This is a genomic window from Natrinema hispanicum (assembly GCF_004217335.1).
Lineage (GTDB): Archaea > Halobacteriota > Halobacteria > Halobacteriales > Natrialbaceae > Natrinema > Natrinema hispanicum.
In genome coordinates this window covers 142,957-157,165 of record NZ_SHMP01000004.1, presented here as the reverse complement: position 1 = coordinate 157,165, position 14,209 = coordinate 142,957, and the positions used below count along the sequence as shown (strand labels likewise).

Annotated in this window: 15 protein-coding genes; 6 read left to right on the top strand and 9 right to left on the bottom strand. The window is 63.2% G+C overall.

The window, feature by feature from the left end; genetic code table 11:
• Positions 1-24: 24 nt before the first annotated feature.
• Positions 25-2,715, bottom strand: coding sequence for a phosphoenolpyruvate carboxylase (gene ppc, locus BDK88_RS07815; protein WP_130499956.1), 2,691 nt, complete (start codon positions 2,713-2,715; stop codon positions 25-27).
• Between the two features lie 315 nt (positions 2,716-3,030).
• Positions 3,031-3,960, bottom strand: coding sequence for an NAD-dependent epimerase/dehydratase family protein (locus tag BDK88_RS07810; protein ID WP_130499955.1), 930 nt, complete (start codon positions 3,958-3,960; stop codon positions 3,031-3,033).
• Between the two features lie 103 nt (positions 3,961-4,063).
• On the opposite strand from BDK88_RS07810, the gene BDK88_RS07805 reads away from it, so the two are divergent.
• Entirely contained in the window at positions 4,064-4,516 is a 453-nt protein-coding gene (locus BDK88_RS07805) for a MaoC family dehydratase (RefSeq protein ID WP_130499954.1), read from the top strand.
• A 152-nt stretch (positions 4,517-4,668) separates the two neighbouring features.
• On the opposite strand, the gene BDK88_RS07800 is transcribed toward BDK88_RS07805, so the two are convergent.
• The 4 genes from BDK88_RS07800 to BDK88_RS07785 all read right to left on the bottom strand — a co-directional run bounded on the left by BDK88_RS07800 (position 4,669) and on the right by BDK88_RS07785 (position 8,441).
• Positions 4,669-5,697 carry an NAD(P)/FAD-dependent oxidoreductase gene (locus tag BDK88_RS07800; protein WP_394342662.1) on the bottom strand — a complete coding sequence of 343 codons (1,029 nt, stop codon included), beginning with the start codon at positions 5,695-5,697 and terminating at the stop codon, positions 4,669-4,671.
• 8 nt (positions 5,698-5,705) lie between these two features.
• Entirely contained in the window at positions 5,706-6,062 is a 357-nt protein-coding gene (gene trxA, locus BDK88_RS07795; protein ID WP_130499952.1) for a thioredoxin, read from the bottom strand.
• A 212-nt stretch (positions 6,063-6,274) separates the two neighbouring features.
• Positions 6,275-6,946: a class I SAM-dependent methyltransferase gene (locus tag BDK88_RS07790; RefSeq protein ID WP_130500599.1), complete on the bottom strand. Its 672-nt coding sequence runs from the start codon at positions 6,944-6,946 to the stop codon at positions 6,275-6,277.
• A 226-nt stretch (positions 6,947-7,172) separates the two neighbouring features.
• Positions 7,173-8,441, bottom strand: a complete 1,269-nt coding sequence (locus BDK88_RS07785; protein ID WP_130499951.1) for a hypothetical protein — start codon at positions 8,439-8,441, stop codon at positions 7,173-7,175.
• 136 nt (positions 8,442-8,577) lie between these two features.
• On the opposite strand from BDK88_RS07785, the gene BDK88_RS07780 reads away from it, so the two are divergent.
• Positions 8,578-9,255 carry a helix-turn-helix domain-containing protein gene (locus tag BDK88_RS07780; RefSeq protein ID WP_130499950.1) on the top strand — a complete coding sequence of 226 codons (678 nt, stop codon included), beginning with the start codon at positions 8,578-8,580 and terminating at the stop codon, positions 9,253-9,255.
• 15 nt (positions 9,256-9,270) lie between these two features.
• Here BDK88_RS07780 and BDK88_RS07775 read toward each other — a convergent pair whose 3' ends face one another.
• Positions 9,271-9,996, bottom strand: a complete 726-nt coding sequence (locus BDK88_RS07775) for a DsbA family protein (RefSeq protein ID WP_130499949.1) — start codon at positions 9,994-9,996, stop codon at positions 9,271-9,273.
• Positions 9,997-10,455: 459 nt separating this feature from the next.
• Between BDK88_RS07775 and BDK88_RS07770 the strand changes: the two genes are divergently transcribed.
• From BDK88_RS07770 to BDK88_RS07755, 4 genes are all read left to right on the top strand, one after another.
• A complete protein-coding gene (locus tag BDK88_RS07770; protein ID WP_130499948.1) occupies positions 10,456-11,004 on the top strand; it encodes a hypothetical protein in 549 nt (182 codons plus the stop codon).
• On the top strand, positions 11,001-11,483 hold the full coding sequence (locus tag BDK88_RS07765; protein WP_130499947.1) for a hypothetical protein: 483 nt from the start codon (positions 11,001-11,003) through the stop codon (positions 11,481-11,483). The genes BDK88_RS07770 and BDK88_RS07765 overlap by 4 nt, the downstream gene beginning before the upstream one ends.
• Before the next feature lie 385 nt (positions 11,484-11,868).
• Positions 11,869-12,228 (top strand): winged helix-turn-helix domain-containing protein, encoded by a 360-nt coding sequence (locus BDK88_RS07760; RefSeq protein ID WP_130499946.1) that lies wholly within the window; start codon positions 11,869-11,871, stop codon positions 12,226-12,228.
• Positions 12,228-12,491 carry a DUF7521 family protein gene (locus BDK88_RS07755; RefSeq protein ID WP_130499945.1) on the top strand — a complete coding sequence of 88 codons (264 nt, stop codon included), beginning with the start codon at positions 12,228-12,230 and terminating at the stop codon, positions 12,489-12,491. The genes BDK88_RS07760 and BDK88_RS07755 overlap by 1 nt, the downstream gene beginning before the upstream one ends.
• A gap of 11 nt (positions 12,492-12,502) precedes the next feature.
• Here BDK88_RS07755 and BDK88_RS07750 read toward each other — a convergent pair whose 3' ends face one another.
• Together BDK88_RS07750 and BDK88_RS07745 are read right to left on the bottom strand one after the other, a co-directional pair.
• Positions 12,503-13,426, bottom strand: a complete 924-nt coding sequence (locus tag BDK88_RS07750) for a sulfite exporter TauE/SafE family protein (protein ID WP_130499944.1) — start codon at positions 13,424-13,426, stop codon at positions 12,503-12,505.
• Positions 13,427-13,781: 355 nt separating this feature from the next.
• Positions 13,782-14,186 (bottom strand): helix-turn-helix domain-containing protein, encoded by a 405-nt coding sequence (locus tag BDK88_RS07745; RefSeq protein WP_008012552.1) that lies wholly within the window; start codon positions 14,184-14,186, stop codon positions 13,782-13,784.
• Between the last annotated feature and the right edge of the window lie 23 nt (positions 14,187-14,209).

The following is a 14,209-nucleotide window of genomic DNA, read 5'->3' as shown; positions in this document are numbered from 1 at the left end:
TGTGTCGGCCGGTCTGCGGCCCGATTACCCCGTGTTTTTCATGCCGGCCGCGATACCCTTGACCGTCAGCCGGAGCGTCCGTTCTTCGATGTCCGTCCGGTCGGTTCGGCCGAGCAAGTAGACCTGCAGCATGTTCAGCGGGTCGACGTACGGGTTTCGCCGCTCTAAGTTCTCGCCGAGCCAGTCGCGAGTGTGGAGTTGGTCACGCTGGCCGATCTCGGTGATCAGGTCGGCCGCCCGCTCGTACTCGTCGCTCACGCGTGGGAAGAACCGTTCGCGCAGGTCCGGCTCAGCCAGGTCGGCGTAGCGGTCGGCGATCTCGAGTTCAGTACGAGACAACGAGAGCGCAGCGTTGTCGAGCGTCGTCCGGAAGAACGGCCACTTCTCGTACATCGTCTGTAAGGTATTCATCGACCCGCCGTTCTCGAGATACGCCTCGACACCGGTCGCGAGGGCGTACCAGCCCGGCAGGATACACCGCGACTGGGTCCACGAGAACACCCACGGGATCGCTCGCAAGTCTTCGACGGTGCGCTCGCCCGACCGGGAGGCTGGCCGCGACCCGAGATCGAGGTCTTCGATAACGGTGATCGGCGTCGCCTGCTCGAAGTACTGGACGAAGCCGTCGCTCTCTAAGAGGTCGCGGTACTCCCGACGCGCGGCGTCGGCCATCGTCTCCATGGCCGCGACCCACTCCTCGTGGACCTCCTCTTCGGGCTGATCTAGCGCCTGCTTGCGCGCCCGGAGCTGGGCGTTGAGCATCTGCCCGATGTTTCGCTCGGCGATGCGCGGATTGGCGTATTTCTCGGCGATGGCTTCACCCTGTTCGGTGAACTTGACCTGCCCCGTGACCGTCGAGTTCGGCAGCGCCAGCAGCGCTTCGTTCATCGGCCCGCCGCCACGCGAGATCGAGCCACCGCGGCCGTGGAACAGCCGCATCGTCACGTCGTGGTCGTCACAGATTTCTCCGAGCCGGCGCTGGTTCTTGTACAGCGACCAGTTCGCCGCCAGAAAGCCGTTTTCCTTGTTCGAGTCGGAGTACCCCAGCATGATCTCTTGGGTCCGCCCGCGGGCCTCCAGCGCCTGGGCGTAGGCTTCGTTTTCGAACAGCGTGCCCATGATCCGCCGGGCCCCCGAGAGGGCGTACTCGGTCTCGAGCAGCGGAACGATGTCGATCCCTGCGTGTTCGGGCAGGGAAATAACGCCGGCCTGATCGGCCAAGAACAACACCTCGAGGACGTGGCTTGGCTCCTCGGTCATCGAGATACAGTAGGTGTCGATGGCGTGGACCCCGTACTCGGTCTGCCAGTCGGCGAGACTGTCGAAGAGTTCGAGGACGCGCGCCGAGTCGTCCGAGAGATCGGTGGTCTCGCTCAGATCGATCACCGGCTCGTCCTGTAAGACGGCGTCGGTCAGCAACTCGACGCGTTCGTCCTCCGAGAGAGTACGGTAGTCGATGCCCTCATGCTCGAGGGCCTCAGCGATGGCGTCGGTGTGTTTCTGCTGGTGGTCGCGTAAGTCGAGACTCGCAAGCGAGAAGCCAAAGGTGGCGACCTGCCGCCGGATCGGATCGACGTGTGCGTCGACGATACTGTCAGCGTCGTTGGCGCGCAGGCTCTCGGCGATAACGCTGAGATCGGCACCGAGTTCGTCGGCGTCGTCGTAGCCACCCGGCCGCACGTCGCCGACGCGGCGGAGCCGCTCGCGCATGAGTTTGAGTTTCTGCCGGTAGGGCTCGTCGGGGTAGCGCTGCTCGGCCGTGCGAGCGCTGCCGGGCAGGCGCTCACGGTCGCGCTCGAGTGAGGCCTGAAACGCGGAGCCAGCGTCGATCCGGCTGCCGTCCTGGCTCAAGACACCGGAGAGGCGCTTGAGTTGATCGCGGTAGCGATCGAGGATCACCGAGCGCTGGCGCTCGAGTGTGTTCGCTGTGACCTCTGGGGTGACGTAGGGGTTGCCGTCGCGGTCGCTGCCCGCCCACGAGCGGAACTCGAAGAGCTTCGGAATCTCGAGGTCGCCGGGCACTTCCGCGTCGATTGTCTCGTCGAGTTCGTCGTAGACGTTGCCCACGACGTCGAACAGCGTGTTCTCTAAGTACCACTGGACGTTGCGCGCCTCGTCTTCGGGCTCGGGCTGGCGGTTGCGCACCTGTGGCGTCTGCCAGAGACTCGTCACCTCGGCGTCGATATCTTGCCAGAGTTGGCGTTCCTCCTTGTCGGTCAACAGTCGCTCGTCGAGTGTCTCGAGCGACGTCGAAATCTCCCGCAGTTTCGACTTGACGGTCTTTCGTCGAGCCTCGGTCGGATGAGCGGTGAAGGTTGGCTCGATCAAAACGTCGTTGAGAATCTGTCGGACGGTCTCGACGTCTTCTTCGCCGAGTTCTTTGGCTGCAGCCTCGAGGCTGTCCTCGAGTGTGCCCTCCTGGGAGTCCGTGCGGATGGTCCGGACCCGCTCGCGTTCTTCGGCGAGGTTGATCAACTCGAAGTAGGTCGCGAACGCACGGGCGACGGTCCGCTGTCGGTGTGGCGACAGTCCCTCGAGTTCCGTGACGAGCGGTTCACGTGACTCGAGGTCACCGGAACGGTAATCGATTGCGGCCCGCCGACACGACTCGACCGTCTCGAAGGCCCCCCGAGAGGTCTGGCCCTCGAGGACATCGCCGAGTAATGCACCGAGTTCGCGGACGTCCTGTCTGACGCCCCTGTTATGGAGTTGCATACCGTGTGGATGTGCGTGCCACATTAAAAAGCCCTCGCAGCGACACCGCGCTCACGTACATCGTTTTTCCTGATAGTTACTGGCGGTGCAACGACCCGACCTGGCGGTGGTGACGATGTGCCCAGTCCTCGAGCGATTCGGTATCCGGACCACAACCTACAAAGGTTTATTTACAACAGGTGTAAATCGTTCTGAGGGGCGGTGTGGGGCATCCCTCCCTGCAGCATTCAATTTCAAACAGGTGACAGGAACAGACTTGGATTATATCAGTCGTAAATCGCTCGCACGGAAGTCGACGGCATTCGAACCACGACGCTACTGATCCGTATACTGCGCACAGACCCGCCGAATCCCCTCCTCGAAGTCGATCTGGGGCTCCCAGCCAGTTTCCTCACGGATTTTCGAGGCGTCGGCGCAGGTATCGTGGACGTACACCGACTCGGGAATCGGGTTCTCGACGTATTCCGGCTCGATATCGGTGCCAAGCTCGTCGTTTAGCATCTCGACGACAGTGTTGAAGTCGTAGGCCTCGCCGGTTCCCAGGTTATAGATGCCATCGAGCTCGTTCGTTGCGGCCAACTCGAGGCCGCGGACGATGTCGGAGACGTGCGTGAAATCGCGCGTCTGGGTGCCGTCGCCGTACAACACCGGCGGCTCCCCGTTGGCGATGTCGTCGGCGAACTGCGCGATCACGTTGGCGTACTCGCCTTTGTGTTCTTCAGCACCGCCGTAGCCCTGATACACCGAGAAAAAGCGCATCCCAGCTATCGACATGTCGTAGTGGTTCGAAAAGTACTCGCCGTAGCGCTCCCGGGCGAGTTTCGACGCCTCGTAGCCGGTGTTGACGCTGACGGCCATGTCCTCCGGCGACGGCTCGGTTCGACTGCCGTAGATCGACGATGTCGAGGCGTAGACGACGGTCTCACACCCATCCTGTCGGGCCTGCTCGACCACGTTGACGAAGCCTTCGACGTTGACTCTGGCACCTGTCGTCGGGTCATCCTCATGCATCGCGTACGACGACAGCGCCGCGAGATGGAACACGACGTCGACATCGGTTGGCAAGTCGTCCTCGAGAACGCTCGCGTCGACGAACTCGACATCGTCGTCGAGGTTTTCGGGCGTCCCCAGATAGCAGTCGTCGACGACGGTGACGTCGTTGTCCTCGGCGAGGTGGTTCGCCAGATTCGATCCGATAAAGCCCGCCCCACCGGTAACGAGGACGGCGTGTCCCTCGAGTGTCATACCGAAACGACCACGCCGGCATCGCATAGATGTTTGGAAGTCCGGCAGCGACAGGCGGGCTCGGCCCACAGGTTCTTGGCGATACGTCCCGGATGACGCGCCAATGCGCTACTACGAGGACATCGAGATCGGCGAGACCGAAACGTTCGGCGAGTATCACGTGACGAAAGACGAGATTCTCGCGTTCGCCGAGCAATACGATCCTCAACCGTTTCACACCGACGAGGCGGCCGCCGAGGACTCGGCGTTCGGCCAGCTGGTCGCGTCGGGCTGGCACACCGCGTCGATCTGTATGCGGCTCCTCGTCGACGGTCCGATGCAGGATCGAGCCGGCATGGGTGCCCGTGGCGTCGACGAACTCCGGTGGCACCAGCCCGTGACGCCGGGCGATACGCTCTCGATTCGAACCGAAGTCCTCGAGAAATGCGTCTCCGAGAGCGACCCCACTCGTGGGTACGTCGATACCAAACTCGAGGGGATCAACCAAAACGGCGAGGTCGTCATCTCCTGGATCGGCCTCGAGATGGTCGCGCGCCGAAATTCGGGAGCCGAGTAGAGAAGTCGGTCGCAGAGCAGTGAGTGAACGTCAGCGTGCCGCTGCTTGCAACAGAGCTGCCGCCGGTAATGCGGTCTGCTGTTACTGTGACCCGGCGCACCCGCATGGCAGGTCGTGGGTGCGCCGGCGCTGACTGACAGGGGTTCGTATGACTACTGTTCCGGAGCCATCGCCGGCGCGCTCTGTTCGTGCTCGAGCGTCTCAAGGTAGTCCTCGACGTCGAGGGCCGCCATGCTGCCGGTTCCGGCAGCGGTGATCGCCTGGCGGTAGCGTGAGTCGGCCACGTCGCCGGCGGCGAAGACGCCGTCGACTGCCGTGTGGGTCGTCGCGCGACCCTCGTCGTCCGATTCGGTCTGGATGTATCCATCCGAATCGCGTTCGACGCCGGAGCCCTCGAGGAACCCGGTGTTCGGCGTGTGGCCGATCCCGTAGAAGACGCCGCCGACGTCGACGGTTTCTCGGTCGACGTCGACCCCGTTGTCGGCTTTTTCTTTGGGGTGGCCGTCGGGATGCGAGATCAGCGTCGCGCCAGTGAGGCCCTCCTCTTTGGAGCCGTGGAGGGCCTCGAGTTCCGTGTTCCAGCGGAACTCGATATCCTCGTGCTCGCGGGCGCGGTCGGCCATGATCTCGGACGCGCGGAGTTCGTCGCGCCGGTGGACGATCGTCACGCTCTCGGCGAACTTCGCGAGGAAGAGCGCCTCTTCCATCGCGCTGTCGCCGCCGCCGATCACGAGGACGTCGTCGCCGCGGTGGAACGCGCCGTCACAGGTGGCACACGTCGAAAGGCCATAGCCCATGAGTTCGTCCTCGTTTTCCGCGCCGACCCAGCGGGCGCTCGCACCGCTGGCGACGATCAGCGCGCGCGTGCGGAGGACGTCACCGTTCGAGAGTTCGAGTTCGAACGGGCGCTCCTCGAGCGTCGCGCGCTCGACGGTGCCGTGGGTAAACTCAGCACCGAAGCGTTTGGCCTGCTCTTTGCCGTTCTGGATCAGCTCCATGCCGCCGATCCCGTCGGGGAAGCCCAGGTAGTTCTCGACGTCGGTCGTCAGCGTCAGCTGGCCGCCCGGCTCGGGGCCTTCGAGGACCAGCGGCTCGAGGTCGGCTCGCGCGGCGTAGACGGCCGCCGAAAGGCCGGACACGCCGGAGCCGACGACGATCACGTCGTGGACGGTGTCAGTCATGGCCTCGCTCATTCGGTATAGCCTTCGATCATGCTACGGAGTCGCTCGGCCGGCAAGACGCCGGTTTGCTGTTCGACCTGCTCGCCGTCCGAAAAGAGGACGAGTGTCGGGACACCGCGGACGCCGAACGAGCCGGCGAGTTGCTGGTGTTGGTCGACGTCGACCTTCGCGATTACGGCGTCTGTCTCGCTGGCCAGTCCTTCGAGGACGGGCTCGAGCATCTTACAGGGCCCACACCAGTCGGCGTAGAAATCGACGAGCACGACGTCGTAGCCGGTAGTGACCTCCTCGAAGTGGTCTTCGCTTTCGACGTGGAGTGGTTCGTCGAGTGACTGTCCGGAGCCGCTAGGTGCATCAGTTGCCATCACGACTTTCTATGACCCGGTTACGTTTAAAGGTTTTGTATGTATTGCGCAATACCACCATATCGAGGGTGCGTTAATACGGTGCTACTGTATCATAGTGGCCGGAGACGGCCGATACAGCTGCTACTGAGCGATTTCAGATGACGAGACCCAGGTCAATTGTGTATGGGATGGCAACAAGCGAGCGGAGCGGTGGTCGGATCGAAACCGGGTCAGTTACCGTTCGTTGATGGCGGAACAGACATCCGTGCGAAGTAGCTCCCTCGCGTTCCAACGTCGATTTCGAATCGGAACCCCTGTTGCTCGGCACGTTCCCGAAGCGTCTCACGCGTGACGAAGTGGGGATCAGGAAGCGACTCCCCGACGACGAGCCGGCCGCCGGGTTTCAACACCCGCTCGAGTTCGGCGAGTGCCCGCTCCTTGTCGGGAATTTCGCCGAGGACGAGAACCAGATAAGCGGCGTCGAAGCTGTCGTCCGGATACGGCAGTGCCCGACCGTCGCCGTGGACCGGCGCAACGTTGTCGTCGCCGCGCTCGCGCAGTCGCGCCCGGAGGTCCGCGACCATCGGCCGCTGGACGTCGACGGCGTGGACCATTCCAGCCGGTCTGACCGCCGCGGCGACCGTGCCCGTGTAGTAGCCGGTCCCCGCCCCGAACTCGAGGATTCGCTCGCCGGGCCGTGGCTCGAGGACCTCGCACAGCCTCGAGCGAGAGATGATCGGCCGGGGGAGATCGATCCAGACGCGCTGGGAGTACGGACACGGCGACGGGTTTCGCCGCCAACGGAGCGCGTACGCGACGCCAGCGAGGGCGGCGAGGACGCCAGCGAGGGCGGCGAGGACGCCCGCGAGGGCGAGCGATCGGATCGTTCGACGTGTGACCATCGCGCGGCCGTTTGTCACGCCCGGACAAAGGCTTGGTGTCATACGGTCTGCTGTAGCAATGTACCGGTGCAACCGCAGTGCGGGTCGCGGTTACACCAGAAATGATTTACAGTAGTCTGTATCAGGGGGCCGTTCCCAGTGCCGACAGTATTGATCAAAGACCGAAATATAATGGGGCTGTTCAGATTCGACGTCGTGAGTGCGATGCGCGTATCGGTATCGACAGTTACGCCGTATCGCGCGTTGCGCTGTGCCGTGTCCCACCCTCGCTCGTCGGTGATGCGATCGACCGCCAGAGCGAGACCACGAACAGCGCCCAGGCGACGGCGATCAGCGCGAACCCCGCGAGCGTCGCGCTCGCTGTGAGTCCGCCGCGGAACGGAATTGGCGTCAGCCAGAGTACGAGCATGCCGAGGTTCACGCTCCCCACCTGAATCCAGGACGGGTGGGGGTGCTCGGCAGCGACCGTCGTCACCGCTTGGATGATGTCGTGATCCGCAACGGGTCGTGCGAACGCCGCCGCCACGACAGGGAGAAATGCCATCGCGAGCTGGAGCATCCAGCCGAAGATCAGGCCGTTGATGGCCGCAGTTTCGATCGCACTGGCGGGGACGAGATCGGGAACAAGCAAGACGAACGGTGCCCATGGAACAGGGAAGGCGAGCCATAGATACGCTCCGAGAACGAGCGCGATGCGCCGGGAGTGGCTGCGGTCACTGCTGCGGTACGTGCCGACGACGTTCGCCAGCAGCGCGCCCGTCCCGACGACGTAGCTGCCGAGTCCGAGGACCGTCACCTCGTGGCGTGCGAGCCACGGGCCAGCGACGAGGCCGACGACGCCGATCGTCAGCCCCCAGAACGTGACCGAGACGAGTCGGGGATACCGAAGCTCCGCCTCGAGCAGTGCCGGCAGGAGCGTCAACAGGGCCCCGGCGACGATCAGCGCCAGAAAACCCCAGACATTCGCGTGAACGTGGGCCTCGAGCGAGCCGAAATAGCCGCCGGGCCCGTGGATTCCGAGTAGCATCCCGAACGCCGCGAGAATCCCAACGACGAGAAACCACGGTGCGAGTCGGTAGTAGCGGCTGAGTCCGCGGTTCATCGCCCATCCACTCGTCCGAACGACGGTCGAGAGCAGGAGTCCGAGCGCACCGAGGACGATCGTCCCACCGGTGACTGCGACGACCGTCGCACCGGTCGCCATCCCGAGGAGGAGCAACGGATAGCCGGCGTTCAACGCGAGCCACTGCAGCCACCGGCGGCTGGTGGCCGGTCGTCGCGCCGACGCGTCGGTCGCGGTCACCAGCGACGGCAACACGCCGAAGACGGCCTGGGTCAGTCCGCCGATCGTCGCGAGATGGATCAGCACCCATCGAAGGCGTGGCAGCGATTCGACGAGCCCGGACTCGGCGGCGAGGGTCCCCACAATGGCGGCCAAGCCGACCGTCAGGTACAGTCCGGCCATGATGATAAACGGATTCGTGCGCGTTTGCATCTGTTTCTCTCCGTGATCGTAGCTACGCGATACAGGAATCTGTTGAGCCGAACACACGAAGAGTACCCGAACGAATCTGGCAAGACCGAACATATTAGGGGTCAATGGAACGGTACTGTCCCACGGATTCACGCACGTGCCTCGAGCAAAGTTCGCCATCTCGATCCCCGACGCGACATGGATCAACGACGTGTCCCAGTCCCATCCGGAGACGACGTTCGAGGTCGTCTCGGCACTAGCCGGTGAACGGACGGGAATCGCGCTCATCGAGTTACAGACGGCGGATCCGCTCCCGGTGATCACGGACATGGCCGATCGGGCGGATATCGTCGACTTCGATCTCCTCTGGAAAGGTGAGTCGGACGCGTTGCTCCACGTCGAAACGACTAGTCCTTCGATCCTCCAGCCGGTCTTGAAGTCCGGCATCCCCATCGAGATGCCGTTTACCGTCCGAAACGGCGAGGCAACGTGGACGGTAACCGCAGCGTCGTCCCGGTTTTCCGAGTTCGGTCAATTGCTCGACGAGCTCGGCATCGAGTACACCCTCGAGTACGTTCACGAGATCGGCCACACCCGCGCCGACGACGTCTTGACCGACCGACAACGCGAAGTCCTACTGGCGGCGCTCGAGCGCGGCTACTACGCGACGCCGCGTGAAGCGACGCTTACCGACGTCGCGAACGATCTCGACATCTCGAAAGCGGCGTGTAGCGAACTCCTCCACCGTGCGGAGGGGAGCGTTATCAGGTGGTTTGCTGACGAACACACCGGCGACGCTCGAGCGCGACTGGCGTCGGACGCTAACAGGCGGTGAGCGGGGAGACACGGCTCACTCGCTTTGGATCCGCTCGATCGCCTCGTCGAACCGGGCTTTCGGTTGGGCACCGACGAGGGTTTCGAGCGAGTCGGCGTCGCGATCGACGATGGCGAACGTTGGCGTCGCCGAAACCCCGAGCGAGCGCGCGTGCTCGGCGTCGGCATCGACCTGCGTTTCGAACGTCGATCGCCGCTCGTCGAGACACGTCTCGAGCGCGTCGGCGTCGACACCATCGACCGAGCGCGTGTACTCGAGGAGGTTCTCGGTCGCGGCCCATCCCGAGTTCTTCTCGCCTTGTTCCTCGAAGACCGCCGTGTGCCAGTTCCAGTACGCCGACGGCTCGGCGTCGCGGACCTGGTCCCACACGCACTTGCCGGCGACCGCGGCGGTCATCGAGTCGTCGCCGAAGTACGGCAGCGAGATGAACACGATGCGAACCGTGCCGGGATCGACGTACTCGCGAACGAGGTCGGGAAGCGTCTCTCGTTCGAACTTCCCGCAGAACGGACACTGGAAGTCCGTCCAGTAGTACATCTGGATGGGGGCCTCGGGCGAGCCCATGATCGGCTTGCCAGCGAGGTCGACGCCGAGCGCCGACGTCTCGTCGCTCGAGTGAAACGACGAGACCTGCTCTTGCGTCGCGGTGTCACCGGACCGAGTGAGAAAGTAAGCGCCGCCACCGAGGACGCCAACGAGACCGGTCACGAGAGCGCGACGGGACGGCTGATCGAGCGACATGGTTTGTACTCGCGTCGATTCTCATCGTCGAACCGTAATGGAACCGGCGATTTGCTGAGCCAGCAAATCAGGCGTCGTCCGCGGCTACGATCGGAGCCGTGGCTACGACGGCCGGGAGATGGTGGCCGATTCGGTCCGCCGGAGGCCGTCGACCAGCAGTTTGCTCGGCCCACCATCGAGCCCGTCCGCGACGATGTTGATCCCGGTGACGTTCGAAAGGTCCGGCTCTTCATCGGATTGTACTGGTAGCGACAGTCCATCCGAAGTCTCGATGGCGAGCCAGCTCGTGGGGCCGGTAGCCGTCGGCGAGACGTGCCGTCGTCCGAATCGCGTTCGAACTCCATTACCGACAGTGTCTCGTCAGTCCCGTCCGTATTGTGTGGCGGAACGAGGACAGAATTTGCTGAGTCAGCAAATCGGAGTGGGACATTTCAATCACCCCTGCATCGGTTTATTTAGATGTTCACGCGCGACTCGATCAGGGGATACCTGACGAACCTCTCCGAAGCGGTCTCGTACCCATTCGAGACGTGGCGGGGGACGATCGGGCTGGTGTTCGTGACACTCGCAACTTACGTGCTACTGATCCTGAGTACGATGCCCGAGTTCTCGCTCCAGATGCTCGGTGACGGCCTCCACTGGTTCGAGTACGTCGTCGTCTCGCTTACGGAGACGGTGTACCGGACCGACGGCTGGACCGGGCTCGGGGTCATCGTCCTCTATGCCCTGCTCTCGGGCGTCGCAATCGTCAACGCCGTCGCGCAACTGCGGCTCGTCGGCCTCTCGAGTCTCACCGACCTCACCGGCGTGTTGCCGGGACTCCTCGCGTCGGGCTGTGCGAGTTGCGGCGCTGGCCTGCTCGGCTTTCTCGGGTTCGCCGGCGGATTGGCAGCGCTCCCGTACGACGGCGCATTGCTCCGCGTCGGCGGGCTCGCGCTGTTGCTGTTCTTCCTGGGCCGGGCGGGCCATCCCAAACGCTGTGCGTTCACGACGGAGGCGACGCAATGACGGGACGCCGATTCGGCCGCTCGATCCGCTCGGATCGGCGAGCGATCGGCTGGGGAATCGCAGCCGGGATCGGCGTCTTCGCGCTGTTCGGACTCGTCACCGGCCTCATCCCGAACCCGCTGTACGTCCGGATGGTCCCGCGGACGCCGGTCGATTACCTGTTCCTGACGCTGACCGCGCTACTGGCGGGTGTCTACACCGCACAGCGGGTGGCGACCGACGTTCCCCAGGCCGGACTCGAGGGCGAAGACGGGGACACGAGCAGCGAGGATCGGTGGGCGATGGGCGGGCTGGTCGGTGGCTTTCTGGCCGTCGGCTGTCCGATCTGTAACGTCTTCTTGCTCGCGCTGTTCAGTTCGTCCACACTCATGACCTATTTCGATCCGCTTCGGCCGTTGCTCGGCGTCATCTCCGTGGCGCTGCTGGCGGGACTGATCTACACCCGCTACAAACGCACGTGTCCGACCTGCGCCACGTGATCGAGGCGTTCAGACGGGCTACTGTCCCGATTTCCGGCGCACCCACGGGACGAGTCGCGGGTGCGCCGGAACTGACTCACCGGAGTCCGTCTCACTCGGATTCCGTCCAGTCGCCAGCCTCGGTCTCGCGAAACTCCTCTTTTGTCTTGCGGGAGAGGTCACCGCGAGAGGCGTGGCCGAGAACCGTGTTCAACTCGAGTGGTTTCATACTACTGGACAGCAGTCACGGCGACGCCGGTCGCAGACGTGCGGCCACACCGTGAGGACGGTCGCGAATTCGTGACCGGCTTGACGTCGTTGTGTCCGGCAGTCCCAAGACAGCCGTGGCGATTTGCTGAACCAGCAAATCGTGGCCTATTTGGCACAGAACGTCGGGGTATATCGTGTGCAGCACGGCGGCTCCCCGAACTCGTCGGAGATATTCCGGATCCTCGCGGACGAATACGCGCGGAAGATACTCGTCGCGGCCGACCAGGGTCCCATGACTGCGAAGGCTCTGAGCGAGGAGTGTGATGCTTCTCTTACGACGGTCTATCGACGCGTCTCGACGCTTCAAGACCTCGAGCTCCTCGAAGAACGAAACACAGTCGACTCGAATGGAGCCCACCGAAGCGAGTTCGAAACGGCACTCGAGGGGCTTCACGTCGATCTCACCGATGGCGAACTGTCGCTGACGCTCGAGACGCGCGACGACCTCGCTGACAATTTTACGTCGCTCTGGGACGATCTTCGGGGTGACGACTGATGGAAGCCTCGTTCGTCGTCGCCAAACTGATCACGCTCGTGTTGAGCCTCGTCGTCGCGTATCTGGCGTATCACGGCTACCGGCGAAACGGCCAAACGCCGATGCTATACGTCTCCGCAGGCTTCGTATTTATCGGTGCCGGGGCGATCTGTGAGGGGCTGATCTACCTCGTGTTTCGGACGACGATCGTGTCTGCCGCCCTCGTACAGGCGGCCATCGTCTCGAGCGGAATGTTGCTCATTCTCGCGTCGCTGACGAAGTAGGGGGATCGAGACTAGAAGAACAGCGCCGGCACGGTGTTTCGGAAGATATTGAGCGCGATGACGAACAGGAGCCCGACGACGAACCAGTTGAACCGCTGCTCGTCGATCTCGAGCCGTCGGAGATACGTCCCAGCCAGCAGGCCAACGATGGTGACGACCGCGATCACCGAGCCGAGCCAGAGGCGATAGGTCGTCAGGAGGTCGGTAAACAGGGCCATCTGGACGATCCGGACGGTGAATATCGTTCCAAGCACCATCGAGAGGCCGCCGATATATCGTTCGGTGTCTCGCTCGAAGGTATGGAAGTACGCCGGCAGCAGCGGGCCGAGATTCGCGATCGCAAGCAGAAAGCCCTCGAGGAAACCAGCACTGCCGAGCGCGATCGGGTGGTGGGCCTCCTCGACGGTGACGAAGTTCTGGACGACCTGGAAGACGACGTAGCCGAGGATGACGAGGCCGATGACGAAGGGAACGATCGGCCCGGCGCTGAACGCTGCAAGCGCTGCGACCCCGATGACGCTCCCGACGACGGCAAGCGTCAGTAGCGGCCACTCCTCGCGGACGAACGCTCGTCCCGTATCGGTTTCACCGATCTGGAACATGTTGAGCATCCACGGCGGAATCGCGAGGACGACGACGGCGAACGTCGGGTCGATCACCGATGCGAAGATCGGCGTCGTGATCAGCGAGTAGCCAAAGCCGATCATGCCCTTGACGACGCCGGCAACGATCGCAACCGCGACGAACAGGGCAAGCAATTCGACCGAGAGATCGGACTGAACGCCTTTTCCAATGTGCTCGAGGCCCGGGAAGAAGACGATCGACGCGACGATGACGGCGAGCGTCGCGGCGACCATCATCACCTCGCGATACCGAAACTCGGAGACGTTCGTGAGGAACTGTTCGACGTCGCTGGTAGGTTCTGGTGTGCTCATAGCGAGGATGGCGAAGACGATGCAGTCGCCTTGCAACTCGATACACGCGGCACCCGTATCCCCCTAACCGAGTCGGCGAGATCTACGGCGTTCCGAGTCGGCGAAGGCACACCGAAATAGCCGCTCACAGCCGATCAAACGCAGTTACGCGCGGTTCAGCGGAAACAGGCCGTCACAGCTCGAGGATATATTTTCCGCTAGTGGTCGAAACAGATAGAAAAGACGAGAAGACGGTTCGAGAAAGACCTGCAAGTGGCCCCACGCCAGCACCGCAGTATCGAACCCGGATACGAGTCTCGGTGCGACGCTTCGTCGCCGCCGAATGCGGTACTCGATCGGACCCCTGACCGCAAGACTAGCTTTCGATCGGGGTCGCGTCGGCTTGTGCCTGCTCGTATTTATCCTCGAACTCCTGGATGAGCTGGCCCATCTTGGCGTACCAATCGTTTAACATCCGCTGCATGCTGTCGGCGAGCTTCGACGGATCGGTCGGGAAGTACACGTGGTAGTACCCGCCCTGATCGTAGTTGACCTGGTCTTTCTGGATGAATCCCGTCTGCAGCAGCCGCTGGACGGCCCGGTAGGCGGTCGAGCGCTCGCGGTCGACGGCGTCGGCGATTTCATCGACGGTCATCGGCTCATCGGCAGCGACGAGCGCCCGGAAGCACTCCTTATCGAGTTGCTTGAGGCCGTGGAAGCACTCGAGGAGCCCTTCACACTGCATGTCTTGCTGAAGTTGTTCGGACATCGAATCCGGCATTGGAATCACTTCTATATAGAGAC

Excerpts from the sequence above, each read along its gene's own strand:
- BDK88_RS07785 (WP_130499951.1), bottom strand. The coding sequence starts at position 8,441 with ATGCAAACGCGCACGAATCCGTTTATCATCATGGCCGGACTGTACCTG.
- BDK88_RS07755 (WP_130499945.1), top strand. The coding sequence starts at position 12,228 with ATGGAAGCCTCGTTCGTCGTCGCCAAACTGATCACGCTCGTGTTGAGC.
- BDK88_RS07805 (WP_130499954.1), top strand. The coding sequence starts at position 4,064 with ATGCGCTACTACGAGGACATCGAGATCGGCGAGACCGAAACGTTCGGC.
- BDK88_RS07790 (WP_130500599.1), bottom strand. The coding sequence starts at position 6,946 with ATGGTCACACGTCGAACGATCCGATCGCTCGCCCTCGCGGGCGTCCTC.
- ppc (WP_130499956.1), bottom strand. The coding sequence starts at position 2,715 with ATGCAACTCCATAACAGGGGCGTCAGACAGGACGTCCGCGAACTCGGT.
- BDK88_RS07770 (WP_130499948.1), top strand. The coding sequence starts at position 10,456 with ATGTTCACGCGCGACTCGATCAGGGGATACCTGACGAACCTCTCCGAA.
- BDK88_RS07775 (WP_130499949.1), bottom strand. The coding sequence starts at position 9,996 with ATGTCGCTCGATCAGCCGTCCCGTCGCGCTCTCGTGACCGGTCTCGTT.
- BDK88_RS07745 (WP_008012552.1), bottom strand. The coding sequence starts at position 14,186 with ATGCCGGATTCGATGTCCGAACAACTTCAGCAAGACATGCAGTGTGAA.
- BDK88_RS07750 (WP_130499944.1), bottom strand. The coding sequence starts at position 13,426 with ATGAGCACACCAGAACCTACCAGCGACGTCGAACAGTTCCTCACGAAC.
- BDK88_RS07765 (WP_130499947.1), top strand. The coding sequence starts at position 11,001 with ATGACGGGACGCCGATTCGGCCGCTCGATCCGCTCGGATCGGCGAGCG.
- BDK88_RS07810 (WP_130499955.1), bottom strand. The coding sequence starts at position 3,960 with ATGACACTCGAGGGACACGCCGTCCTCGTTACCGGTGGGGCGGGCTTT.
- trxA (WP_130499952.1), bottom strand. The coding sequence starts at position 6,062 with ATGGCAACTGATGCACCTAGCGGCTCCGGACAGTCACTCGACGAACCA.
- BDK88_RS07800 (WP_394342662.1), bottom strand. The coding sequence starts at position 5,697 with ATGACTGACACCGTCCACGACGTGATCGTCGTCGGCTCCGGCGTGTCC.